The sequence below is a fragment of the Nocardioides sp. zg-DK7169 genome (genome assembly GCF_013155365.1).
Taxonomy (GTDB): domain Bacteria; phylum Actinomycetota; class Actinomycetes; order Propionibacteriales; family Nocardioidaceae; genus Nocardioides.
The window spans coordinates 133,346-155,135 of the sequence record NZ_JABJRA010000009.1 but is presented as its reverse complement, the minus strand read 5'-3'; the positions used below and the strand labels follow the sequence as shown (position 1 = coordinate 155,135).

The 21,790-nt window shown below is 74.1% G+C and carries 22 protein-coding genes and 1 tRNA gene; 17 read left to right on the top strand and 6 right to left on the bottom strand.

Annotated elements, in window-relative coordinates; genetic code table 11:
- Positions 1 to 137: 137 nt before the first annotated feature.
- On the top strand, positions 138 to 1,163 hold the full coding sequence (gene hemE / locus HOQ23_RS14550; protein ID WP_216654256.1) for a uroporphyrinogen decarboxylase: 1,026 nt from the start codon (positions 138 to 140) through the stop codon (positions 1,161 to 1,163).
- On the opposite strand, the gene HOQ23_RS14545 is transcribed toward hemE, so the two are convergent.
- Positions 1,153 to 2,061 (bottom strand): LysR family transcriptional regulator, encoded by a 909-nt coding sequence (locus tag HOQ23_RS14545; protein ID WP_172215329.1) that lies wholly within the window; start codon positions 2,059 to 2,061, stop codon positions 1,153 to 1,155. The two genes, hemE and HOQ23_RS14545, sit on opposite strands and share 11 nt — an antisense overlap.
- Positions 2,062 to 2,369: 308 nt before the next feature.
- On the opposite strand from HOQ23_RS14545, the gene HOQ23_RS14540 reads away from it, so the two are divergent.
- From HOQ23_RS14540 to hemQ, 6 genes are all read left to right on the top strand, one after another.
- On the top strand, positions 2,370 to 3,617 hold the full coding sequence (locus HOQ23_RS14540; protein ID WP_172215328.1) for an SfnB family sulfur acquisition oxidoreductase: 1,248 nt from the start codon (positions 2,370 to 2,372) through the stop codon (positions 3,615 to 3,617).
- A gap of 39 nt (positions 3,618 to 3,656) precedes the next feature.
- Positions 3,657 to 4,811 (top strand): LLM class flavin-dependent oxidoreductase, encoded by a 1,155-nt coding sequence (locus HOQ23_RS14535; RefSeq protein WP_172215327.1) that lies wholly within the window; start codon positions 3,657 to 3,659, stop codon positions 4,809 to 4,811.
- Entirely contained in the window at positions 4,808 to 5,335 is a 528-nt protein-coding gene (locus HOQ23_RS14530; protein ID WP_172215326.1) for an NAD(P)H-dependent oxidoreductase, read from the top strand. The genes HOQ23_RS14535 and HOQ23_RS14530 overlap by 4 nt, the downstream gene beginning before the upstream one ends.
- The gene (locus HOQ23_RS14525) at positions 5,332 to 5,850 is read left to right on the top strand and encodes a flavin reductase family protein (protein WP_172215325.1); all 519 of its coding nucleotides are present in this window, start codon (positions 5,332 to 5,334) and stop codon (positions 5,848 to 5,850) included. The genes HOQ23_RS14530 and HOQ23_RS14525 overlap by 4 nt, the downstream gene beginning before the upstream one ends.
- Positions 5,851 to 5,900: 50 nt before the next feature.
- Entirely contained in the window at positions 5,901 to 7,292 is a 1,392-nt protein-coding gene (gene hemG, locus HOQ23_RS14520; protein WP_367650502.1) for a protoporphyrinogen oxidase, read from the top strand.
- A gap of 81 nt (positions 7,293 to 7,373) precedes the next feature.
- A complete protein-coding gene (hemQ, locus tag HOQ23_RS14515) occupies positions 7,374 to 8,084 on the top strand; it encodes a hydrogen peroxide-dependent heme synthase (RefSeq protein WP_172215324.1) in 711 nt (236 codons plus the stop codon).
- A gap of 31 nt (positions 8,085 to 8,115) precedes the next feature.
- Here hemQ and HOQ23_RS14510 read toward each other — a convergent pair whose 3' ends face one another.
- Positions 8,116 to 9,480, bottom strand: a complete 1,365-nt coding sequence (locus tag HOQ23_RS14510; protein WP_172215323.1) for an FAD-binding oxidoreductase — start codon at positions 9,478 to 9,480, stop codon at positions 8,116 to 8,118.
- A 161-nt stretch (positions 9,481 to 9,641) separates the two neighbouring features.
- Positions 9,642 to 10,061: a peptide-methionine (R)-S-oxide reductase MsrB gene (gene msrB / locus HOQ23_RS14505; protein ID WP_172215322.1), complete on the bottom strand. Its 420-nt coding sequence runs from the start codon at positions 10,059 to 10,061 to the stop codon at positions 9,642 to 9,644.
- A 44-nt stretch (positions 10,062 to 10,105) separates the two neighbouring features.
- On the opposite strand from msrB, the gene HOQ23_RS14500 reads away from it, so the two are divergent.
- A complete protein-coding gene (locus tag HOQ23_RS14500) occupies positions 10,106 to 10,633 on the top strand; it encodes a DUF664 domain-containing protein (RefSeq protein WP_172215321.1) in 528 nt (175 codons plus the stop codon).
- A 7-nt stretch (positions 10,634 to 10,640) separates the two neighbouring features.
- On the opposite strand, the gene HOQ23_RS14495 is transcribed toward HOQ23_RS14500, so the two are convergent.
- Positions 10,641 to 11,927, bottom strand: a complete 1,287-nt coding sequence (locus HOQ23_RS14495) for a GNAT family N-acetyltransferase (RefSeq protein ID WP_172215320.1) — start codon at positions 11,925 to 11,927, stop codon at positions 10,641 to 10,643.
- 86 nt (positions 11,928 to 12,013) lie between these two features.
- On the opposite strand from HOQ23_RS14495, the gene HOQ23_RS14490 reads away from it, so the two are divergent.
- A complete protein-coding gene (locus tag HOQ23_RS14490; protein ID WP_172215319.1) occupies positions 12,014 to 13,099 on the top strand; it encodes a DNA polymerase domain-containing protein in 1,086 nt (361 codons plus the stop codon).
- 291 nt (positions 13,100 to 13,390) lie between these two features.
- Here HOQ23_RS14490 and HOQ23_RS14485 read toward each other — a convergent pair whose 3' ends face one another.
- Together HOQ23_RS14485 and HOQ23_RS14480 are read right to left on the bottom strand one after the other, a co-directional pair.
- The gene (locus HOQ23_RS14485; protein ID WP_253945536.1) at positions 13,391 to 13,987 is read right to left on the bottom strand and encodes a hypothetical protein; all 597 of its coding nucleotides are present in this window, start codon (positions 13,985 to 13,987) and stop codon (positions 13,391 to 13,393) included.
- Complete coding sequence (locus HOQ23_RS14480; protein WP_172215318.1) at positions 13,984 to 15,111, bottom strand: ATP-dependent DNA ligase; 1,128 nt, start codon at positions 15,109 to 15,111, stop codon at positions 13,984 to 13,986. The genes HOQ23_RS14485 and HOQ23_RS14480 overlap by 4 nt, the downstream gene beginning before the upstream one ends.
- Positions 15,112 to 15,224: 113 nt before the next feature.
- On the opposite strand from HOQ23_RS14480, the gene HOQ23_RS14475 reads away from it, so the two are divergent.
- The 8 genes from HOQ23_RS14475 to HOQ23_RS14440 all read left to right on the top strand — a co-directional run bounded on the left by HOQ23_RS14475 (position 15,225) and on the right by HOQ23_RS14440 (position 21,762).
- Positions 15,225 to 15,303, top strand: a tRNA-Gln gene (locus HOQ23_RS14475).
- A gap of 1 nt (position 15,304) precedes the next feature.
- On the top strand, positions 15,305 to 16,765 hold the full coding sequence (gene glmU, locus HOQ23_RS14470; RefSeq protein ID WP_172215317.1) for a bifunctional UDP-N-acetylglucosamine diphosphorylase/glucosamine-1-phosphate N-acetyltransferase GlmU: 1,461 nt from the start codon (positions 15,305 to 15,307) through the stop codon (positions 16,763 to 16,765).
- Positions 16,766 to 16,894: 129 nt separating this feature from the next.
- Positions 16,895 to 17,866 (top strand): ribose-phosphate diphosphokinase, encoded by a 972-nt coding sequence (locus HOQ23_RS14465; RefSeq protein ID WP_172215402.1) that lies wholly within the window; start codon positions 16,895 to 16,897, stop codon positions 17,864 to 17,866.
- Positions 17,867 to 18,188: 322 nt separating this feature from the next.
- Positions 18,189 to 18,827 (top strand): 50S ribosomal protein L25/general stress protein Ctc, encoded by a 639-nt coding sequence (locus tag HOQ23_RS14460; RefSeq protein WP_172215316.1) that lies wholly within the window; start codon positions 18,189 to 18,191, stop codon positions 18,825 to 18,827.
- Between the two features lie 47 nt (positions 18,828 to 18,874).
- Positions 18,875 to 19,468: an aminoacyl-tRNA hydrolase gene (gene pth, locus HOQ23_RS14455; RefSeq protein ID WP_172215315.1), complete on the top strand. Its 594-nt coding sequence runs from the start codon at positions 18,875 to 18,877 to the stop codon at positions 19,466 to 19,468.
- A gap of 11 nt (positions 19,469 to 19,479) precedes the next feature.
- Positions 19,480 to 20,088, top strand: a complete 609-nt coding sequence (locus HOQ23_RS14450; protein WP_172215314.1) for an HAD-IA family hydrolase — start codon at positions 19,480 to 19,482, stop codon at positions 20,086 to 20,088.
- A gap of 10 nt (positions 20,089 to 20,098) precedes the next feature.
- Complete coding sequence (locus HOQ23_RS14445) at positions 20,099 to 20,899, top strand: 3'(2'),5'-bisphosphate nucleotidase CysQ (protein WP_172215313.1); 801 nt, start codon at positions 20,099 to 20,101, stop codon at positions 20,897 to 20,899.
- A 113-nt stretch (positions 20,900 to 21,012) separates the two neighbouring features.
- Positions 21,013 to 21,762, top strand: coding sequence for a lytic murein transglycosylase (locus tag HOQ23_RS14440; RefSeq protein ID WP_172215312.1), 750 nt, complete (start codon positions 21,013 to 21,015; stop codon positions 21,760 to 21,762).
- Positions 21,763 to 21,790 lie beyond the last annotated feature (28 nt).

Genomic DNA, 21,790 nt, shown 5'->3' with positions numbered 1-21,790 from the left:
GCGTAGGTCCGGGGGCGTCGAACCGATGTGCGAACACGCCGGGCGGGTGGGACGCTTGTGGGGTGAGCCAGCGTCCGACCCCCGCCTCCGTCCCCGCCGACGCCGCCTCGGCCCCCTCCTCGACGCCGTCGCCGGCCCTGGCCGACAGCGCCTTCCTCAAGGCCGCCCGCGGCGAGGCCGTGCCGCACACCCCGGTCTGGTTCATGCGCCAGGCCGGTCGCTCGCTGCCGGAGTACCTGCGGGTCCGCGAGGGCGTCGGCATGCTCGAGTCCTGCATGGACCCCGAGCTGGTCGTCGAGATCACCCTCCAGCCCGTGCGCCGGTACGGCGTGGACGCGGCGATCTTCTTCTCCGACATCGTGCTCCCGCTCAAGGCGGTCGGCGTCGACCTCGACATCGTGCCCGGCGTCGGGCCGGTCGTGGCCTCGCCGGTGCGCACGATGGCCGACGTCGAGGCGATCCCGGACCTCACCCCCGAGCACGTCCCGTTCATCACCGAGGCGGTGCGCGGCCTGGTCTCCCAGCTCGGCGGCACCCCGCTGATCGGCTTCGCCGGCGCGCCGTTCACGGTGGCGTCCTACCTGGTCGAGGGCGGTCCCTCCAAGGAGCACGCCCGCACCAAGGCGATGATGTTCGGCGCCCCGGACGTGTGGGACGCGCTGATGCGCAAGATCTCCCGCATCGCCGCGGCGTACCTGCGGGTGCAGGTGGAGGCCGGCGCCTCCGCGGTGCAGCTCTTCGACTCCTGGGCCGGCGCGCTGACCCCCGACGACTACCGCGAGCACGTGATGCCGCACTCCGCCACGGTGCTCGCCGACGCGGGCGAGCTCGGCGTGCCCCGCATCCACTTCGGCGTCGGGACCGCGAACCTGCTCGACCTGATGGGCGAGGCCGGCGCCGACGTGGTCGGGGTCGACTGGCGGACCCCGCTGGACCGCGCGATCCCGCTCGTCGGCGACCGGGGCGTGCAGGGCAACCTCGACCCGACGCTGGTCTTCGCCCCGACCGACGTGATGACCGCGCGGGCGGCGCAGGTCATCGAGGCCGGCCGCGCCGCGCGCGGGCACATCTTCAACCTCGGCCACGGCGTGATCCCCTCGACCGACCCCGACCAGCTCGCCCGGCTCACGGAGTTCGTGCAGTCCTACGACCTCACGCGCTAGCCGCGCGGGTGCCGGCCTGCGCGAGGAACGCCTCGTGCAGGTCGCGCACCGCCCGGGGCACGTGCCCGCCGGCGCGCTGCTGCACCACCAGCGTGATGCCGGTGTGGTCGCCCGCGATGGGGCGGGTCGTGATCAGCCCGGCGCGCTCCATCGGGTCGCCCACGACGCTGTAGTCGGGCAGCAGCGTCACCCCGAGACCGTCGGCGACCATCACCTTGCCCATCTCCGCGCCGTCGGTGCTGTGGCACGACGCCGGCATGTCGCTCCCGAAGAGCCGGTGCGCGAAGCGGTGCATCAGGTAGCCGGCGCGCATCGTGATCACCCGCTCTGCGCGCAGCTGATCGGCCGTCACCTCGTCGTACGCCGCGAGCGGGTGGCCGGCCGGCAGGACCGCGACCGGGCGCCCGTGCAGCAGGTCGGTGCTCACCAGGTCCGGCGCGACGTCGTCGCCGCCGAGCAGGTTGACCAGCCCCAGGTCGAGGGAGCCCTCGACCAGCGCGACGTGGATGTCGGCCTGCTGCATGGTCAGGATCTCCACGTGCGAGCCCGGATGGGTGTCGTGGAAGCGGCGCACCGCGGGCAGCATCACCGTCGAGGTCGCGGCGTTCACCGTGCCGAGCCGGATCAGCCGGCTGCTGGCGGTCTGGTCCCCGGCGGCGGTACGCAGCCGGCTGACGGCCTCCAGCACCTCGACCATGTTCTGCAGCAGGTCGCGGCCCTGGCGGCTGATCCGGGCCCCCGAACGGCGCCGGTCCAGCAGCGTCACGCCGAGCTCGCGCTCGAGCTTGCTCACCGCCTCGCTCAGGGCGGGCTGGGAGATGTGCAGGCGCTCGCTGGCCTTGCGCAGCGAGCCGTACTGGGTGACGGCGGCGATGTACTCGAGCTGCTCGATGCGCACGGGGGTCCTGTCCGGCCGCCGGGGGCGGTCCTGTCGTCCTTGCTGCTGTCGTCCGGGTCGCTGAGGCGGCGACGCCAGCCATTGTCTACTAATTTAGTCGACAAGTAGCGCATACTAGCGCCTGTTCGGACCCGCGGTCACGTAGGTCACGCCCCGCCGTCCTGTCGTGCGCGAGCCGGGTGGTAGGCGCTGCCTGCCACCCGGTAGCCCGAATCTGCGGGGGGTGCGTGGGCCCCGCCTTGCAACTGCTCAATATCTAGTGCTTTAGTGGACAAAGAAGATCCGCGCTGTCCCGAACGGAGTCCCAGATGAGCGTCACCACCACGGGTGGGCCCACGTCGAGCGACGACGCGGCCCTCCGGCGAGGGGTGTCCGGCGTACCGGTCCTGGGTGCCGAGGAGGCCGTCACGGTCGCGGCCGCCCTGGCGACAGAGCTCGCCGAGGGGTCTGCGCAGCGCGACCTCGAGCGGGTGCTGCCCGCCGAGCAGGTCGACGCGCTCGCCCGCAGCGGCCTGCTGGCGATCACCGTCCCGGCCGAGCACGGCGGCGCCGACCTGCCGGTCGCCGTGGTCGCCGAGGTGTTCCGCCTGATCGCCTCCGGCGATCCCAACGTCGCCCAGATACCGCACAGCCACTTCGCCTACGTCAACGCGCTGCGCCACCAGGGCACGCCCGCGCAGCAGCGCTTCTTCTTCGGAGAGGTGCTCGCCGGCAAGCGGTTCGGCAACGCGCAGTCCGAGATCGGCACCAAGCACGTCCGCGACTACCGCACCACCCTCACCCCGGCCGGCGCGGGCACCTGGCGCCTCGACGGGCTCAAGGGCTACGCGACCGGGGCGCTGCTCGCCGACTGGATCCCGGTGCTCGCCCACCTCGACGTCGAGGGCCCGATGCACGTCGCCTGGGTCGAGCGGCACGCCCCGGGCGTCACGGTCGTCGACGACTGGGACGGGCTGGGCCAGCGCACCACCGCGAGCGGCTCGGTGCGCCTGGAGGGCGTGGTCGTGGGCGAGGACCGGATCACGCCGTACCACCTCACCTTCACCGGCCCGCAGACGTACGGCGCGTTCGCCCAGGTCCTGCACGCCGCGATCGACGCCGGCATCGCCCGGGCCGCGATCGAGGAGGCCGCCCGGTTCGTCACCACCAAGTCCCGGCCCTACCCCGACGCCGGCGTCGAGCGGCACGCCGACGACCCGCTCGTGGTGCAGGCCTTCGGGCAGATGGAGGTCGCCGTACGCGCCGCCGAGGCCCTCGTGGCCGAGGCCGCGCGGGCGGTCGACCGCGCCGACGCCGACCTGCACGCGGGCTCGGTGGCCGCCGCCAGCCTGGCCGTCGCCGCGGCCCGGGCCGCCACCACCTCGGCCTCGGTCGAGGTCTCCAGCCGGCTCTTCGAGGTCGCCGGCACCCGATCCGCGCTGCGCAGCCTCGACCTGGACCGGCACTGGCGCAACGCCCGCACCCACACCCTGCACGACCCGGCGGCCTGGAAGGTCCAGCACCTCGGCCGCTACGTCCTCGACGGCACCACGCCCCCCAACCACGGCCAGCTCTGAGCCGGCACCGCACCCCTCGTACGCCCGAAAGGCACACCGATGAGCAAGCTGAAGTTCCACTGGTTCCTCCCCACCAACGGCGGCGACGGCCGCAACATCGTCGGCGGCGGGCACGGCGTCGCGGCGACCGCCTCGGGGCGGCCCGCGAGCGTGCCGTACCTCGGCCAGATCGCGCGCAGCGCCGAGCAGCTCGGCTTCGAGGCCGCGCTGACCCCGACCGGGGCGTGGTGCGAGGACGCGTGGGTCTCCACCGCGATGATCAGCAGCCTCTCGGAGCGGCTGAAGTTCCTCGTCGCGTTCCGCCCCGGCCTGGTCGCACCGTTCCTGGCCGCCCAGATGGCCGGCTCCTTCCAGAACCTCTCCGGCGGCCGGCTGCTGCTCAACGTCGTCGTCGGCGGTGAGGACCACGAGCAGCGGATGTTCGGCGACTTCTCCACCAAGGAGGAGCGCTACGAGTCGGCCGGGGAGTTCCTGCACATCGTGAAGTCGCTCTGGGCGGGGGAGAAGGTGACCTTCACCGGCAAGCACCACTCCGTCGAGGACGCCGTGCTCACCCAGATCCCCGGCCCGGTCCCGCAGGTCTACTTCGGCGGTTCCTCGCCCGCGGCCGGCACCGTCGCCGCGAAGTACGCCGACGTCTACCTCACCTGGGGCGAGCCGCCGGCCGCGGTCGCCGAGAAGATCGCCTGGATCCGCGAGCTCGCCGCCGCGGAGGGCCGCGAGGTGAAGTTCGGCATCCGCCTCCACACCATCGCCCGCGACACCTCCGAGGCCGCCTGGGCCGAGGCCGACCGGATGCTCGCCGGGATCTCCGAGGACGAGATCGCGCGGATCCAGTCCGGGCTCGCGCGCAGCGGCTCGGTCGGCCAGCGCCGCATGCTGGAGCTGAACAAGGGCAGCAAGGACGGCCTCGAGGTCTACCCGAACCTGTGGGCGGGCGTCGGCCTGGTCCGCGGCGGCGCCGGCACCGCGATGGTCGGCAGCCACACCGAGATCGCCGACCTGGTCGAGAAGTACGCCGAGGTCGGCATCGAGGAGTTCGTCCTCTCCGGCTACCCGCACCTGGAGGAGTCCTACTGGTTCGGCGAGGGCGTGCTGCCCGAGCTGGCCCGCCGCGGCCTGTGGGAGCACCCCGCCCCGCCGGTCGCCGGGGCGGCCTCGGTGCCGTTCGGCGGCGCCACGGCGGCGTCGTGACCGCCCGCGTCGCGGTCGTCGTCGGCAACCCCAAGCCGGCGAGCCGCACCCTCGCCGCGGCCTCCTACGTCGCCCGCGAGCTCGCCGGCACCGACCCGGACCTGGTCGTCGACCTCGGGGCGGTCGGGGCCGGGCTGCTGGACTGGGCCGACCCCGAGGTCGGCGAGCTGGTCCGCGGCGTGTGCGCCGCCGAGCTGGTCGTGGTGGCCAGCCCGACGTACAAGGCCACCTACACCGGCCTGCTCAAGCTGTTCCTCGACCGCTTCGCCGCGAGCGGGGAGGGCAGCATGCGCGGGGTCGCCGTACCCCTGATGCTCGGCGCCGGCCCGGCCCACGCGCTGGCGCCCGAGCTGACGCTGCGCCCGGTGCTCAGCGAGATCGGGGCGACGGTGCCGGTCCGCGGCCTCTACGTCCTCGACTCGCGCCACGACGACCCGGCGGCGTACGCCGAGTGGCTGGCCGAGTCCCGCCCGCGCGTCCGCGCCCATCTCACCCCAGGCCTCACCTCAGGAGCCCCCGCATGAGCGTCACCCCGCTGACCACCAACCAGGACCTCGACCCGTTGCGGCTGCGCGAGGCGTTCGGGATCTTCCCCAGCGGCGTCGTGGCCGTGGCCGCGGAGGTCGACGGCGCGCTCGTCGGGCTCGCGGCGAGCTCGTTCACCTCGGTGAGCCTGGAGCCGCCGCTGGTGTCCTTCTCGATCGCGAACACCTCCAAGACCTGGCCGGACCTGCGCCGCGCCGCCCACCTCGGCGTCACCGTCCTGGCCGACCACCACGGCGCGGTGTGCCGCCAGCTGGCCGGGCCGGTCGAGACGCGCTTCGCCGACATCGTGACCACCGTCACCGAGGACGGCGCGGCGACCCTCGACGAGGGCCTGGTGCGCTACGACACCTCGGTGTACCGCGAGGTCGAGGCCGGCGACCACACGATCGTGCTGCTCCAGGTGCACGCCGTGGAGCAGCTCGGCGAGGCCGGCGACGGCTCGCCGCTGGTCTTCCACCGCAGCGGCTTCGGGCGCCTCGAGGCCTCGGCCTGAGCACGCCGGGCGGACCGGGCGCGAGTGGGCCCGGGGCATAGCCTGAGGGCGTGCCCCTCCCTCTGCGCGTCGCCGTCGTCGGTGCCGGCCTGGCCGGCCTCACCGCAGCCCACGACCTCGCTGCACGGGGGAGCGAGGTCGTGGTCCTCGAGGCCGCCGACCGGGTCGGCGGCAAGGTCCGTCGCGCCGACGTCGCCGGAGTCACCGTCGACGTCGGCGCCGAGGCGATGCTCAACCGGCGCCCCGAGGGCGTCGGGCTGGCCGCCGAGCTCGGCCTGGAGGTCGAGCACCCCGCCGTCACCTCCTCGCGGATCTGGACCCGCGGCGCGCTGCGCCCGCTGCCGCGCTCGCTGATGGGCGTGCCCCTCGACCTCGACCAGCTCGAGGCGTCCGGGGTGCTCAGCCCCGAGGGCCTGGCCCGGGTCCGCCTCGAGCCGACGCTGCCCCCGGAGGTCCTCGACGACGACGTCACCGTGGGCGACCTGGTGGCCCGCCGGCTCGGCGAGGAGGTCGTGGACCGGCTCGTGGAGCCCCTGCTCGGCGGCGTGTACGCCGGGCACGCCCGGCTGCTCTCCGCCCGCGCGGCGGTCCCGCAGCTGCTCGCCCTGGCCCGGCGCGGCTCGCTGGTCGAGCTGGGCGCCGCGCTGCCGAGCGGCGCAGACACCCCGGTGTTCGCCGGCCTGCCCGGCGGCATGGGTCGCCTGCCCGAGGCGCTCGCCGCCGGGCTCGACGTACGGCTGTCCACGACGGTGCGGGGCCTGGAGCGCACCGAGGGCGGCCTGCGCCTGGTGACCGGGCCGACCACGGCGCCGGTGCCGCTCGACGTGGACGCGGTGGTGCTGGCGACCCCCGCCGCCGCGAGCGCGCGGCTGCTCGCGGAGGTCGCACCGGCCGCGGCCGCCGACCTCGCGGACGTCGAGTACGCCTCGATGGCGGTGGTCAGCCTGGCCTTCCGCGTCGCCGACGCCGCCGCGCTGGAGGCGACCGGGTCCTCGGGGTTCCTGGTGCCGCCCGTCGACGGGCGCCGGATCAAGGCCTCGACCTTCTCCTTCGCCAAGTGGGAGTGGGTGCGCCGCGCCGGCGCCGCCGCCGAGGAGCCGCTGGTGTACCTGCGGACCTCGCTCGGGCGGCACCGCGAGGAGGCCGCGCTCCAGGCGAGCGACGAGGAGCTCGTGGCCTGGTCGCTGGCCGACCTGGCCGAGGCCACCGGCCTCACCGCGACGCCCGTCGACGCGCACGTGCAGCGCTGGGGCGGCGGGCTGCCGCAGTACGCGCTGGGCCACCTCGACCGAGTCGCCCGGGTCCGCGCCGCGGTCGAACGGGTCCCCGGTCTCGCGGTCTGCGGGGCGGCGTACGACGGCGTGGGCATCCCGGCCGTGATCGCCTCCGCGCGGGCCGCGGTCGCGCGCCTCCTGCCGCCCGAGGAGACGGCGGCTCGCTGAGCGGGCCGCGAGCGGCGCGCAGGCCGGTGAACTGACCGGGGGCGGGCACTCGGCGCTGGGGCCGTTGGTGACAATGGGGGCATGAGCGAGACCAAGTCCAACGCCGCCCGCGTCCGCGAGATCAACGACTCCATCCGCTACACGATGTGGTCGGTGTTCCGGCTGCGCGACGTGCTCGGCGACGACGCCGACCGGGCCGGTGAGGCCGCCGAGGTCGAGAAGCTCTTCGCCGACCTGGCCGAGGCCGACGTGGTCGTGCGCGGCACCTACGACGTCTCGGGCCTGCGCGCCGACGCCGACGTGATGCTGTGGGTCCACGCCACCACCTCCGAGGAGCTCCAGGCCGCCTACCACCGCTTCCGCCGCACCCGCTTCGGGCGCCGCCTGGAGCCGGTGTGGTCGCAGATGGCGCTGCACCGTCCCGCGGAGTTCAACAAGAGCCACGTCCCGGCGTTCCTCAACGACGAGGAGCCCAAGGCGCACGTGTGCGTCTACCCCTTCGTGCGCTCCTACGAGTGGTACCTGCTGCCCGACGAGGAGCGCCGCCGGATGCTCGCCGAGCACGGCAAGATGGCCCGCGACTACGTCGACGTCCGCGCCAACACCGTCGCCTCCTTCGCCCTCGGCGACTACGAGTGGATGCTCGCCTTCGAGGCCGACGAGCTCTACCGCATCGTGGACCTGATGCGTCACCTGCGCGCCTCCGACGCCCGGCGCCACGTGCGCGAGGAGGTGCCGTTCTACACCGGCTCGCTGGCGCCCGTGGGGGACCTGGTGGCGCGGCTTCCCTGACACCGCGTCACATGTCTGCGGCGACGGTCCCTCAGACCCGGTGGTTCGCCACCAGCCGCCGCTCCGGGTCGAGCCTGTCGCGCAGCGCGGTGAGCCGCTGCCAGCTCGCGGGGTCGAACATCGTGGCGGGGTCCTCGAGGGTGTCGGTGAACGTCGCGATCCGCGCGGGCAGCGCCCACGGCGCCAGCGCTCGTACGACGCCGGCCGCGGCGGCCCGGCCGGCCGCGGCCGCCTCGGGCTGCGGGGCCAGCGCGAGGCAGACCAGCGCGTAGTCGCCGGGCACCGCTGAGAGCGCCCCGCCGCCGTCCGCCGGGCGGGCCAGCGCGCCGCCGAGGTGGCGCAGCTCGGTGATGGTCAGCCCCGGGCTGGTGCCGGGCCCGACCAGGGCGAGCAGGGTGGCGACCGCCTCGGCGTCCAGCGGTCCGAGCACCGCGTGGTCGCCCACGGCGGGGGAGGGCTCGGGCGGGTCCATGTGGATGTCGAGCACGCCGAGAGCCGGGATCCGCGCGAAGGTGTCGAGCTCGGGGCCCAGGGCGCGCAGCGGCGCGAGCAGCTCGGCGGCGCGGGCGTCGTCCTCCAGCAGGGTGCCGTCGACGACCACCAGGTCACGCCCGCTCAGGAACGGCGGCAGCTCGGGCAGCGGCGGGAAGCTCATCACCCGCAGCGCGGTGCCGACCGACTCCGGGAGGTCGCGCGTCCACTCCGCCCAGGTGGCCACCACGCCCGGCGCGTGCTCGCGGTCCCACAGCATCATCCCGGCGTACACGTCGGGCTGCTCGAGCAGGTCGATCTCGACGGCGACCGCGATGCCGACGTTGGCGCCCGCGCCACGCAGCGCCCAGAACAGCTCGGGCTCCTCGGTCGCGTCGGCGCGCAGCAGGTCGCCGTCGGCGGTGACCACGTCGACCGCGCGCACGGTGCCGGCGGCCAGGCCGTGGGCGCGGCCGTAGAACGACAGCCCGCCGCCGAGCAGGTAGCCGATCGCGGCGACGCTCGGTGAGCTGCCGTGCAGGGCGGTGAGCCCGTGCGGCGCGCACTCCGCGACCACCTGGGCCCACGGGGTGGCGCCGGTGATCCGGGCGGTGCGGGCCGCGGGGTCGACGCTCACCGTGCTGAGCCCGGCGAGCCGCACCAGCACCACGTCCTCCAGCCCGCCCGCGGCGAGCGGAGCGGCGCCGTGGCCGGTGTTCTGCGGCGCGACGCGGAGCCCGGCGGCCGCGGCCGCCGCGACCAGCGCCTGCACCTCGGCCACCGAACCGGGTACGGCGACCGCCGCCGGCCGCTGGTCGACGCTGAGGTTCCAGGCGCGCCGGGCGGCGTCGTACCCGGGGTCCCCGGGGAGGTGGGTCTCGCAGATGCCGCTCAGCGCGGAGGCGGGGGTCTCGGATGTGGTCATGGCGCCGGTCCTTCGGGCTCGTCCGTCCCTCCAGCGTGGCCACCCCGGCGCCGTCCCGCGACCCCATTTCTGCCGATCCGGGCGGCCATCCGGCCGGGTTCACCCGTGCTGGTGCCGCGTCACCCCTCGCACACCGCGGGTGAAGCGGCAACAACCCCGCGTTACAGCTGCTGCTCGGAGCGGCTCTGCGCCGGCTCCAGGGTCAGGCTGAGGCTGTTGATGCAGTACCGGTCGCCGGTGGGGGTGCCGTAGCCGTCGGGGAAGACGTGGCCCAGGTGCGAGCCGCAGGAGGCGCAGCGCACCTCCACGCGCTTCATGCCGTGGGAGTTGTCCTCGATGTACTCGATGGTGTCGGTGAGCGGCTGGTAGAACGACGGCCAGCCGCACCCGGAGTGGAACTTGGTGTCGGACTCGAAGAGCTTGGCCTGGCACGCGCGGCAGCGGTAGACGCCGGTGGTCTCGGTGTCGTTGTACTCACCGGTGAAGGCGCGCTCGGTGCCCGCCTGGCGCAGCACGGCGTACTCCTCGGGGGAGAGCTGCTGGCGCCATTCCTCGTCGGTCTTCTCCACGTCGTAGCCCATGCTCGCATCGTACGGGGGCCTCCGAGCCGCGCTAGCCTGCCGACATGGTGACGCGTGCGGAGCCGGTCCCCGGGCTGGGCGAGGAGGCCGCGCACCACGCGGCGTACCTGCGCTTCCTGCGCGAGACGCTGCTCGAGCGCTGCGCGGCGCTGCCGGTCTCCGAGCAGCGCCGCCCGCACGTGCCCTCGGGGTGGACGCCGCTGGAGCTGGTCGACCACGTCGCCCACGTGGAGCGGCGCTGGGTCGTGTGGGGGTTCCTCGCCGAGCCGGTGGCCGACCCGTGGGGCGACTGGTGGCAGGGCGACACCGCGACGCGCTGGCACGTCCCCGAGGACCGCACGCTCGAGGACGTCGCCGCCGACCTGCGGAGCACCGCCGCGCGCACCGAGGAGCTGCTCGCCACGACTCCGCTGGAGACCCGTGCCGGCACCGGCGGCCGATTCGGCGCGGAGACCGGGGAGCAGCTGCCCGACCTGCGCTGGATCTGCTTCCACCTGCTCCAGGAGTACGCCCGCCACGTCGGCCACCTCGACGTCGCGGTCGAGGTGGCCGGCGGTCCGACCGGGGAGTGAGGCGCGCTCAGAAGCTCGTCGCGCAGTACGGCGCGGGGCCGCCGTCGGCCATCGCGGCCAGCGTCTCGACGGCCTCAGCGGGGCCGGTGATCCGCCCGGCGGCGTGCAGCGTCGGCACGGACACCCCGCCGAGGTAGGCGGCGCCGAGGGTGTCGGCGCCCATCCGGACCGCCGGCGCGGCGTCGTCCGGCGCGGCCTCGACCCGCGCCTCCCCGCCCCGGGTGCGGACCCGCCAGCGCCCGGCGATGTGGCCCAGCGGGTCGTCCACGTCGAGCACGAGCTCGCCGTCGGCGTACCAGGGCCGGGCGGTGAGCGCGGTCGGGAGGTCGAGCAGGCGGACCCAGAGCATGTCGCCCAGGCCGGTGGTGCGCACGACGCGCGGCTCGACCAGCGCCCAGCGCAGCGGGTCGTCGAGGGCGGTGCGGTGCTTGACCTGGTCGGCGAGGTCGACGTCGGCGAGGAAGCGCCACAGCCGCAGGTGCGCGTCCGGCGTCAGCGCCACGAGGTCGCTGACCTGGAGGGTGGGACGGCCCTCGACGTCCCCGGCCGAGCCGTAGCAGACGTAGCCGTCCGGCGTACCGCTCGCGTCGAGGTGGACCGCGGTCCACATCTTGCGGTCCGGTCCGCGCTCCTCCCAGTCGTAGCGGGCGGTGAGCATCGGCTCGTAGTCGTGGGGGCGGCCCACGGCGCCGCGCACCCGGGCGAGGTGCTGCGCGTAGACCGCGCTGATCACCGGCCAGGCGTCGGCCGGGTCCACGAGCTCGACCGACCCGCGGCCCAGCGGGTCGCGCAGGGCGAAGCGGGCATCGGTGTCGACCATGACCCGCTGGTGCCAGGTCGCCGCGCCGAAGCCGAAGCGGCCGTAGATGGAGCCCTCGGTGGCGGTCAGCGCCGCGACCGGGAGCCCCCGGGCGGCGGCGTCGCGCAGGTCCTCGGTCATCATCCGGCGCAGCAGGCCGCGGCGGCGGTGGGTCGGGCTGACCGTGACGTCGGTGATCATCCGCAGCGCGAGCAGGCGCCCGCCGCCGACGTTCAGCTCCTTGTCGAAGGCGGCGAACGTCGCGACCGGGACGGTGTCGGGCCCGACGACGGGACGCGCCGGCCAGGCGCCGCGCAGCACCGCGTCGTCGGCGCGGCAGCCCTCCAGCCACAGGGCGCGCGCGGTGTCGTCCATCCGCGGCGCGTGGAACCCGCGGGTCGCGGCCTTGATCCAGCCGGTGATCAGCTCGGTGGCCCGCGGGGCCTCGTCGTGCGGGTCGAGGTCGGAGAAGGTCAGGTCGTCGTGGGCGCTCACGGGCGTCCAATCTACGCAGCGAGGAGCCGGTGCCGCCTCTGGGTTTCGCGCGCCCCGGACGCCCCGGCGGCCGCTAGCGTGTCGCCATGGCGAAGACGGCGGCGGGCGAGGTCAGGGCGGGGGAGCGATCGGTCCGGGTGTCCTCCCCGGACCGGGTGATCTACGAGGCCACCGACACCACGCCCGACATCACCAAGCTGATGGTCGCCGAGTACGTCGCGAGCGTCGAGGACGGCCTGATGCGCGCCCTGCGCGACCGGCCCACCGCGCTCGAGCGCTGGCCCAGCGGGGTGCGGGAGGGGATGCGCCTGGCGACCGGGCCCCAGGACAAGGACGCGGAGGCGTTCTACCAGAAGCGGGTGCCGAAGGGCGCCCCCGACTACGTGCGCACCGTGGAGGTGCGCTTCCCCTCCGGGCGGGCCGCGGAGGAGATCTGCCCCACCGAGATCGCGGTCCCGGTCTGGTGCGCCCACATGGGCACCCTTACCTTCCACCCCTGGCCGGTACGCCGCGGCGACGTGGACCGCCCCGACGAGCTGCGCATCGACCTCGACCCGCAGCCGGGCACCTCGTTCGGCGACGCCGTACGGGTCGCGGGGCAGGCGCGGGCGCTGCTCGAGGAGCTCGGCATGCGCGGGTTCGCCAAGACCTCCGGCAACCGCGGGGTGCACGTCTTCGTCCGCATCGAGCCGCGCTGGGAGTTCGTCGACGTGCGTCACGCCGCGGTCGCGTTCGGCCGTGAGCTGGAGCGCCGCGACCCCGGCGTGACCACCGCGTGGTGGAAGGAGGAGCGCGGGGAGCGGATCTTCGTGGACTACAACCAGAACAACCGCGACCGCACCATGGCCTCGGCGTACTCGCTGCGACCGCTGCCCGGCGCCCCGGTCTCGACGCCACTGGAGTGGGAGGAGCTCGCCGAGCTCACCGACCCGCGCGGGCTGAACCTCACCACCGTGCCGCAGCGCCTGGCCGAGCACGGCGACCCGTGGGCCGAGATCGACGCGGTGCACCACGACCTGACCCCGCTGCTGGAGCTGTGGGAGGAGCAGGGCGCGGTCGAGCTGCCCTACCCGCCGGACTACCCGAAGATGCCGGGCGAGCCGCCGCGGGTGCAGCCGAGCAAGAAGGTCGCGGATCACTGGACCGAGGACGGGCAGCGGCGCGACGGCTGAGCCGTTCGGCGCGCCATTGGCGCCGACTCGGTGCGCCATGAGGGCCGACTCGCGCAACCATTGGCGCCGACTCGCGGACACAGGAAGGGCCCGCCCGCGCCTCCCCCCAGACGCGCGGTGCGGGCCGTTCCTTTGATCGTGGACCGCGCGGGCTCCCCCCAGGGGCCGCGGGTCCGACAGGCCTCGAGAGGCGCTGTCTGTGAGGAGAACGCTACGGAGGCGCGGTCCACAGAAGATCAACAAAGCACCCAGGTCCCGGTAACAACCCGGTGTGCCCGGGAGGGGCGGGCGTCACACGCCGGTGATGCCCTCGCCGCCGCCGGCCTGCTCGTCGAAGGTCTCGTGCTCGAGCAGGTGCAGCACCGGCACGCCGATCTTGCGCCGGGCCCGCGAGGACCAGTCGACGCGGAAGAACTCCGCCACCAGGTGCGGCTGGGTGAGGATGATCGCCTCGGCGGCGTCGACCGCCTTCACCTTGTCCACCAGGGCGTCGACCGGCGGCGCGGCGGTCACCTCGCCCACCGCCTCGGCGCCGGTGGCGCGCAGCGCGGCGAGGGTGCGCTCGAGCGACTCATGGGCCCGGTCGCGGCAGTCCTCGCGCACGGCGTCGAGGTCGATGTCCTCCATCGCCATCGCGGGGGAGGCCATCATGTCGCCGGCGCCCAGGGTCCCCAGCGAGGCCTCGATGCGCGCCGCGGCGTCCTCCAGCGGAAGCAGCACGTGGTAGACGACCTGGTCGGCGATGGTGTCGTGCAGCGAGCGGACCTGCGCGGCGTCGACGCCGGACATGGCCTGCTCCACCAGCAGCACGACGTCGTAGGTGCCGATGCCGTCGTCGATGCGGTCGTTGCGCCCGCCGTCGACGGGGGAGGGGGTCTGGTCGCTCATCTGGTGCCTTCCGGGGTGCTGGTCAGGATGGTGGCGAGGTCGTAGCCGGCGGGTTCCTCGAGCTGGTCGTACCCGCACGACGTCGGGTCCCGGTCCGGGCGCCAGCGCTTGAACTGCGCGGTGTGGCGAAGTCGCGATCCCTCCATGTGGTCGTACTTCACCTCCAGGACAAGGTCGGGACGCAGCGGGACGAAGCTCAGGTCCTTGCCGGCGCTCCACCTGCTCTGCGTCCCCGGTACCCGATCCGGGTTCGCGGTCAGCGCCTGCGCCCAGTGGCCCCACGGGTGCTCCTCGAGCGGGACCACCAGCGGCTGCAGCTGCTCGATCAGCTCCGCGCGCCGGGCGGCGGTGAAGCTGGCGCACACGCCGATGTGCTGGAGCGCGCCGTCCGCGTCGTACAGCCCGAGCAGCAGGCTGCCGAGCAGCGGCCGCTCGGGCGTGGAGGTCTTGTGCTCGCGGTAGCCGGCGACGACGACGTCGGCGGTGCGCTCGTGCTTGACCTTGAGCATGGTCCGGACGTTGGGCCGGTACGGCGCGGAGAGCGGCTTGGCGACCACGCCGTCGAGCCCGGCGCCCTCGAACTCGGTGAACCAGCGCTGCGCCTCGGCGCCGTCGGTGGTGGTGCGGGTCAGGAAGCACGGGCCGTGCTGGCCGGCCAGGTGGGCCAGCGCGTCCTCCAGCGCGGCGCGCCGCTCGGCGAACGGGCGCGTCACCAGCGACTCCTCGCCGAGCGCGAGCAGGTCGAAGGCCACGAACCCGGCCGGCGTCTCCTCGGCGAGCATCGCCACCCGCGAGGCCGCCGGGTGGATGCGCTCCTGGAGGGCCTCGAAGGCGAGCCGGCGCCCACCGCCCGGCGCGGGCAGGGCCACGAAGATCTCGCCGTCGACGACGCAGCGCTCGGGCAGCTGCTCGCGCACGGCGGCGACGATGTCGGGGAAGTAGCGGGTCAGCGGCTTGGTGTTGCGCGAGGCCAGCTCGACCTCGTCGCCGTCGCGGAAGACCAGGCAGCGGAACCCGTCCCACTTGGGCTCGAAGAGCAGGCCGCCCTGGGCGTCGGGCGCGGGCACGCCGGACACGGACTTGGCGAGCATCGGCTGGACGGGTGGCATCACGGGCAGGTCCACGGGTGCGAGCGTAGGGGGAGCAACTAAGGTGAGGCAGTCCCCTGGACGACATCTGCCGAGATCTGCACGAGATCGGTCGACGCCGGGCAGGGAACAGCTCCCGCGAGGGACATTCCCCGGTTGGTCTGCCGGCAGGGCCCGCCTGACTTTGAATCAGGACTAGCGACGTAGGTTCGACTCCTACCCGGGGAGCATGAGTCGTGAGCTGACGGTCATCGTGCTGGCCGCGGGTGGAGGCACCCGGATGAAGTCCAAGACGATGAAGGTGCTGCACCCGATCTGCGGGCGCACCATGATCGGTCACGTGCTGAACGCCGTCGCCGGCTCGGGCGCCGACCGGGTGGTGACCGTCGTGGGCCACCAGCGCGAGGTCGTCGGTCCACACGTGCAGCAGCTGATGCCGCAGGCGCTCCTCGCGGTCCAGGAGGAGCAGGCCGGCACCGGGCATGCGGTACGCGTCGCGGTCGAGGCGCTGCTCGCCGCCGAGGGCACGGTCGAGGGCACCGTCCTGGTCGCCTACGGCGACACCCCGCTGCTCGAGGGGGAGTCGCTGCGCGCCCTGGCCGCGGAGCACGAGGCGGCCCAGCGCGCGGTCAGCATCCTCAGCGCCGTGGTGGCCCAGCCGTTCGGCTACGGGCGCGTGGTCCGCGACGAGGAGGGCGAGGTCGTGGCGATCGTGGAGGAGAAGGACGCCACGCCGCAGCAGCGCGAGATCGCCGAGATCAACTCCGGGATCCTGGCCTTCGACGCGGAGTTCCTGCTCTCCGCGCTGCCGCGCATCTCCAACGACAACGCCAAGGGCGAGTACTACCTCACCGACGCGGTCGGCATCGCCCGCGAGGACGGCCTCGCGGTCGGCGCGCTGGTGATCGACGACGTGCTCCAGACCGAGGGTGCCAACGACCGCGTGCAGCTCGCCGAGCTGGGCCGCGAGATGAACCACCGGATCCTGACCGGCTGGATGCGCGAGGGCGTCACGGTGATGGACCCCGCCACCACCTGGGTCGACGCCGACGTGGTGCTCGCCCGCGACGTGACGCTGTTGCCCGGCACCCAGCTGCTGGGCGCGACCGCCGTCGCCGAGGACGCCGTGGTGGGGCCGGACACGACGCTCAAGGACTGCGAGGTGGGGGAGGGCGCCCGGGTGGTGCGCACCCACGCGGAGCTCGCCGTCGTCGGCGCCGGCGCCCACGTCGGCCCGTTCTCCTACCTGCGGCCCGGCACCCGGCTGGGGGCGGCGGGCAAGATCGGCGCGTTCGTGGAGACCAAGAACGCCGAGATCGGCGCGGGGGCGAAGGTGCCGCACCTGTCCTACGTCGGTGATGCGGAGATCGGCGAGGGCACCAACATCGGCGCCGGCACGATCGTGGCCAACTACGACGGCGTCGCCAAGCACCGCACCAAGGTCGGGCGCCACGCGCGCACCGGCTCCAACAACACCTTCGTCGCCCCGGTCGAGATCGGCGACGGCGCGGCGACCGGCGCCGGCACCGTCGTACGCCGCGACGTGGCGCCCGGCGCGCTGGCCGTGAGTGCCGGGGAGCAGCGCAGCATCGAGGGCTGGGCCGAGCGGCGCCGCCCCGGCACCGCGCAGGCGGGGGCCGCCCGTGCCGCCCGCGAGGCGGAGGAGTCCGCCGGGCCCGCACCGGAGTAGGCGCGCGGCAGCGAGAGCCGGCTCACACGTGACGTCTCAGACGTGAGCCGTGGTTTGAGGCCGGTCGCCGCGGAGGGGCACAATCGTGTTCATCCCCTCCCGGCGATCCAGGAGTCACTTGTGACCGGAATGAAGAAGACCACCGAGAAGAACCTGATGGTCTTCAGTGGTCGGGCACACCCCGAGCTGGCCGAGGAGGTTGCCGGGATCCTCGGCACCGAGCTCGTCCCGACCTCGGCGTACGAGTTCGCGAACTCCGAGATCTACGTCCGCTACGAGGAGTCCGTCCGCGGGTGCGACGCCTTCGTGATCCAGAGCCACAAGGCTCCGATCAACGAGTGGATCATGGAGCACCTGATCATGGTCGACGCGCTCAAGCGCGCCTCGGCCAAGCGGATCACCGTCGTGATGCCGTTCTACGGCTACTCGCGCCAGGACAAGAAGCACCGCGGCCGTGAGCCGATCTCCGCGCGCCTGATCGCCGACCTGTTCAAGACGGCCGGCGCCGACCGGCTGATCTCGGTCGACCTGCACGCCGACCAGATCCAGGGCTACTTCGACGGCCCCGTCGACCACCTGATGGCGCTGCCGCTGCTCACCGAGTACGTCTTGTCCAAGTACGGCAGCGAGCAGCTGTGCGTGGTGTCCCCGGACGCCGGCCGGATCAAGGTCGCCGAGCGCTGGTCGGCCAAGCTGGGCGGGGCGCCGCTGGCGTTCATCCACAAGACCCGCCGCACCGACCGCCCGAACGAGACGGTCGCGAACCGCGTGGTCGGCGAGGTCGCCGGCCGCATGTGCGTGCTGACCGACGACATGATCGACACCGGCGGCACCATCGTGAAGGCCGCCGAGGCCCTCATGAAGGAGGGCGCCGCGGGCGTCATCATCGCCGCGACCCACGCGATCCTGTCCGACCCCGCCGTGGACCGGCTCAAGAACAGCCCGGCCACCGAGGTCGTCGTCACCAACACGCTTCCGATCGCCGACGAGCGCCGCTTCGACAAGCTGACCGTGCTCTCGATCGCCCCGCTGGTCGCCCGCGCGATCCGCGAGGTCTTCAACGACGGCTCGGTCACCTCGATGTTCGACGGCCACGCCTGAGCCGACAGGCCAGCAGACCACCAGCAGGACGCCACCGCCGCTCAGGCAGTGGCGTCCTGCTGCGTCCGGCGTACGGCGAAACCACTCGATCGACTGTCTCTGCACGAGTTCGCCAGCGGCGGGCGGGCGCGGATTGGGCACCCGGTCCGACCCGCGCCTAGACTGCTGCGGTTGCCTCGGCGAGGGAGCGCGTCCGGTCCGCCGGACCCGCGGCTCCGTGATCGACAGGGCCGGCTCGTCTCGTGTGCCGCACTGTGATCGGCGGATCCATCTCGCACGGCGACCCCGGTCCCTTGATGTCTGCACGCAACAGGAGAGTCGCATGTCCGCCGAGAAGATCACCGCCGAGAAGCGCACCGAGTTCGGCAAGGGTGCCGCCCGCCGTATCCGCCGCGAGCACAAGATCCCCGCCGTCGTCTACGGCCACGGCGCCGAGCCGCTGCACGTGATCCTGCCGGGTCACGCCACGATGATGGCGCTGAAGAACCACGGCTACAACGCGCTGCTCGAGCTCAGCCTCGACGGCGAGACCCACCTGGCGCTGACCAAGCAGGTCCAGATCGACCCGATCAAGCGCGTCATCGAGCACGTCGACTTCGTCGCCGTCGTCCGCGGCGAGAAGGTCACCGTCGAGGTCCCGATCATCGTCGTCGGTGAGGCCAAGCCCGGCACCCTGGTCGTGACCGAGGCCTCGAGCATCCAGCTCGAGGCCGAGGCCACCCACGTGCCCGAGCAGATCGAGGTCTCGGTCGAGGGCGCCGTCGCCGGCACCCTGATCACCGCCGCCGACCTGCCGCTGCCCCAGGACGTCTCGCTGCTCGTCGACCCCGCGACGCTGATCGTGAACGTGACCGAGCAGGTCAGCGCCGCCGCCCTCGAGGCCGACCTGGAGCAGGCCGAGGTCGAGGCCGGCATCGAGAAGGACGCCCCCGAGACCGAGGCCGCGGCCGACTCGGAGTGACCTCCGGGCACCACTGAACACGCACTCCTACGAAGGGCCGGGACTCCGTGACCGACGCACCCGTGTGGCTCGTCGTCGGGCTGGGGAATCCCGGCCCGACGTACGCCGGGCACCGCCACAACATCGGCTACCTCGTGGTCGAGGAGCTGGCCTCCCGGATGGGGTCGTCGTTCCGTGCCCACAAGTCGGGCCGCGCCGAGGTCGTCGAAGGACGCCTCGGCGCGCCCGGCCGGCCCGGCCCCCGGGTCGTGCTGGCCAAGCCGCGCTCGTACATGAACGAGGTCGGCGGCCCGGTCAAGGCCCTCGCCAGCTTCTACAAGGTCGCCCCGGAGCACGTCGTCGCGATCCACGACGAGCTCGACATCCCCTTCGACACGATGCGGGTCAAGCTGGGCGGCGGCGACAACGGCCACAACGGCCTGAAGTCGATGCGCTCCTCGCTGGGCACCGGCGACTTCAACCGGGTGCGCGTCGGCATCGGCCGCCCACCCGGTCGCCAGGACGTCGCCGACTTCGTGCTCTCCAACTACTCCGCCGCCGAGCGCAAGCTGCTGCCCTTCGGCGTGGACTCCGCCGCCGACGCCGTCGAGTGCCTGGTCACCGAGGGCCTCGAGCGCACCCAGCAGCAGTTCAACTCCTGACCCTGCCGCCGGTGCGTGCGGTCCTGCTCGACGCCGACGGCGTGCTGCAGCGCAACCCCGCCGGGTGGCTGGACGCCGTGCGCGGCCTGGTGCCCGCGGCCGATGCCGATCGCTTCACCGACGACCTGTGGGCCGCCGAGGCGCCGGCGCTGCGCGGCGAGCGCCCCTTCGCCGGTGTCGTGGCCGAGCTGGCTGCGCGCTGGGGCCTGGCCGGGCGCGAGGCCGGGCTGCTGCAGCTGTGGCGCCGCGTCGAGGTCGACGAGGGCGTCCGCGCGCTGGTGGGCGACCTGCGCGCCGCCGGGCTCGGGTGCCACCTGGCGACCAACCAGAACGACGTGCGCGCGGCGTACCTGCTGGAGGAGATGGGGTACGCGGAGCTCTTCGACCGCTGCTTCTGCTCCTGCGTCCTCGGGGCCACCAAGGACGACCCGGCGTTCCTCGCCCACGTGCTGGCCGAGCTCGGCCTCCCGGCCGCCGAGGTGGTGCTGGTCGACGACCACCCGGCGTACGCCGACACCGCCCGAGCCGCCGGGATGCGCGCGGTGACCTGGCGGCTCGAGGAGGGCCTGCCCGCCCTGCGCCACCGCCTCGGGGAGGCCGGCGTCCGGCTGTCCGGCTAGGCTCCCGCCCGTGAGCTTCGACCCCGGAACCCCGCCGCCCGCCGCCGCCACCGACGACCACGTCCTCGCCACCTGGCTGGCCGAGGCCGCCGGGCGCCGCCTCCTCGAGGTGCGCCGGGAGGGCCTGGAGGGCCGCGAGCTCAAGGACGCCGGCGACCGCGCCGCCCACGAGCTGCTGATGAGCCTGCTCGCCGAGCACCGCCCCGGCGACGCCGTCCTCTCCGAGGAGGGCAAGGACGACAAGGCCCGCCTGGAGCGCGACCGGGTCTGGATCGTCGACCCGCTCGACGGCACCCGCGAGTTCTCCGAGGTCCCGCGCGAGGACTGGGCGGTCCACGTCGCGCTGTGGGAGCGCACCGCCGACGGTGGCGACCTGACCGCCGGCGCCGTGGCCCAGCCGGCACTGGGGGAGACCTTCACGACCGCCGCGCCGCCCGTCGTACCGGCCTCGACCGCGCCGCGCCCGCGGATCGCGGTCTCGCGCAGCCGCCCGCCGGAGTTCGTCAACGCCCTCGCCGTCGAGCTGGACGCCGAGCTGGTGCCGATGGGCTCCGCCGGGGTCAAGGTCATCTCGGTGGCCCGCGACCTCACCGACGCCTACGTGCACGCCGGCGGGCAGTACGAGTGGGACTCCGCCGCCCCCGTCGCCGTCGCCCGCGCGGCCGGGCTGTTCACCTCGCGCATCGACGGCACGCCGCTGGAGTACAACCAGGACGACGTCTACCTCCCCGACCTGATCGTGTGCCGCCCCGAGCTCGCCGAGCGGATCCTCGCGTTCATCAAGCGCACCGGGGTCACCTCCGCGGGCTGAGCGTCCGCGGTCGGGCCTGGCTCGCCGGGGCCGGGGGACCCCGGCCATACTGACGCCATGTCCTGCGACCTCCGGCACCTGCGCCCGCGTGCGGGCGTCGCCGGCCGGTCCCGGTGAGGCCCGCGCGCCTCATCGGGTCGCTGGCGGCGGCGCTGCTCGCCGTCGCCGGGCTCGGGTGGGCGGGATCGCAGACGGTGCTGGCCGGCCCCGAGCCGATCCCCACGATCCGCCAGCCGTACGTCGTCGCGCCCGCGCCCACGACGGCGCAGGGCCCCGTGGTGCCGCCGGACCAGCCGGTCGGCGTACCGCAGATCGACACGGCCTGGCTCACCGCCACCGCCGAGCGGGCCGGCATCCCCGCCACCGCCCTGCGCGCCTACGCCACCGCGCAGCTCGCGGTGGGCCGCACCTGCACCCTCGGCTGGACGACGCTGGCCGGCATCGGCTGGGTGGAGTCGCAGCACGGCACGATCGGGGAGCGCACCCTCGGCGTCGACGGGCAGTCCTCGGAGCGCATCCTGGGCCCCGCGCTGGACGGGTCGGGCGACTTCGCCGCCATCCCGGCGACGCGGGACAGCACCCGATGGCACGGCAACCGGCACTGGGACCACGCGGTCGGCCCGATGCAGTTCATCCCCTCGACCTGGGCGACCTGGGCCTCCGACGGCGACGGCGACGGCGTCTCGGACCCCAACGACCTCGACGACGCGGCGCTGGCCGCGGCGCGCTACCTGTGCCACGACGACCGCGACCTGACCTCCGGGGACGGCTGGTCGGAGGCGGTCTTCTCCTACAACCACTCCCGCCAGTACGTGCTCGACGTGCACGCGGCCGCGACGCTGTACGCCGAGCGCACCGGCTGAGCGCCGCCTGGGTGCCTGTCGGCGCCGG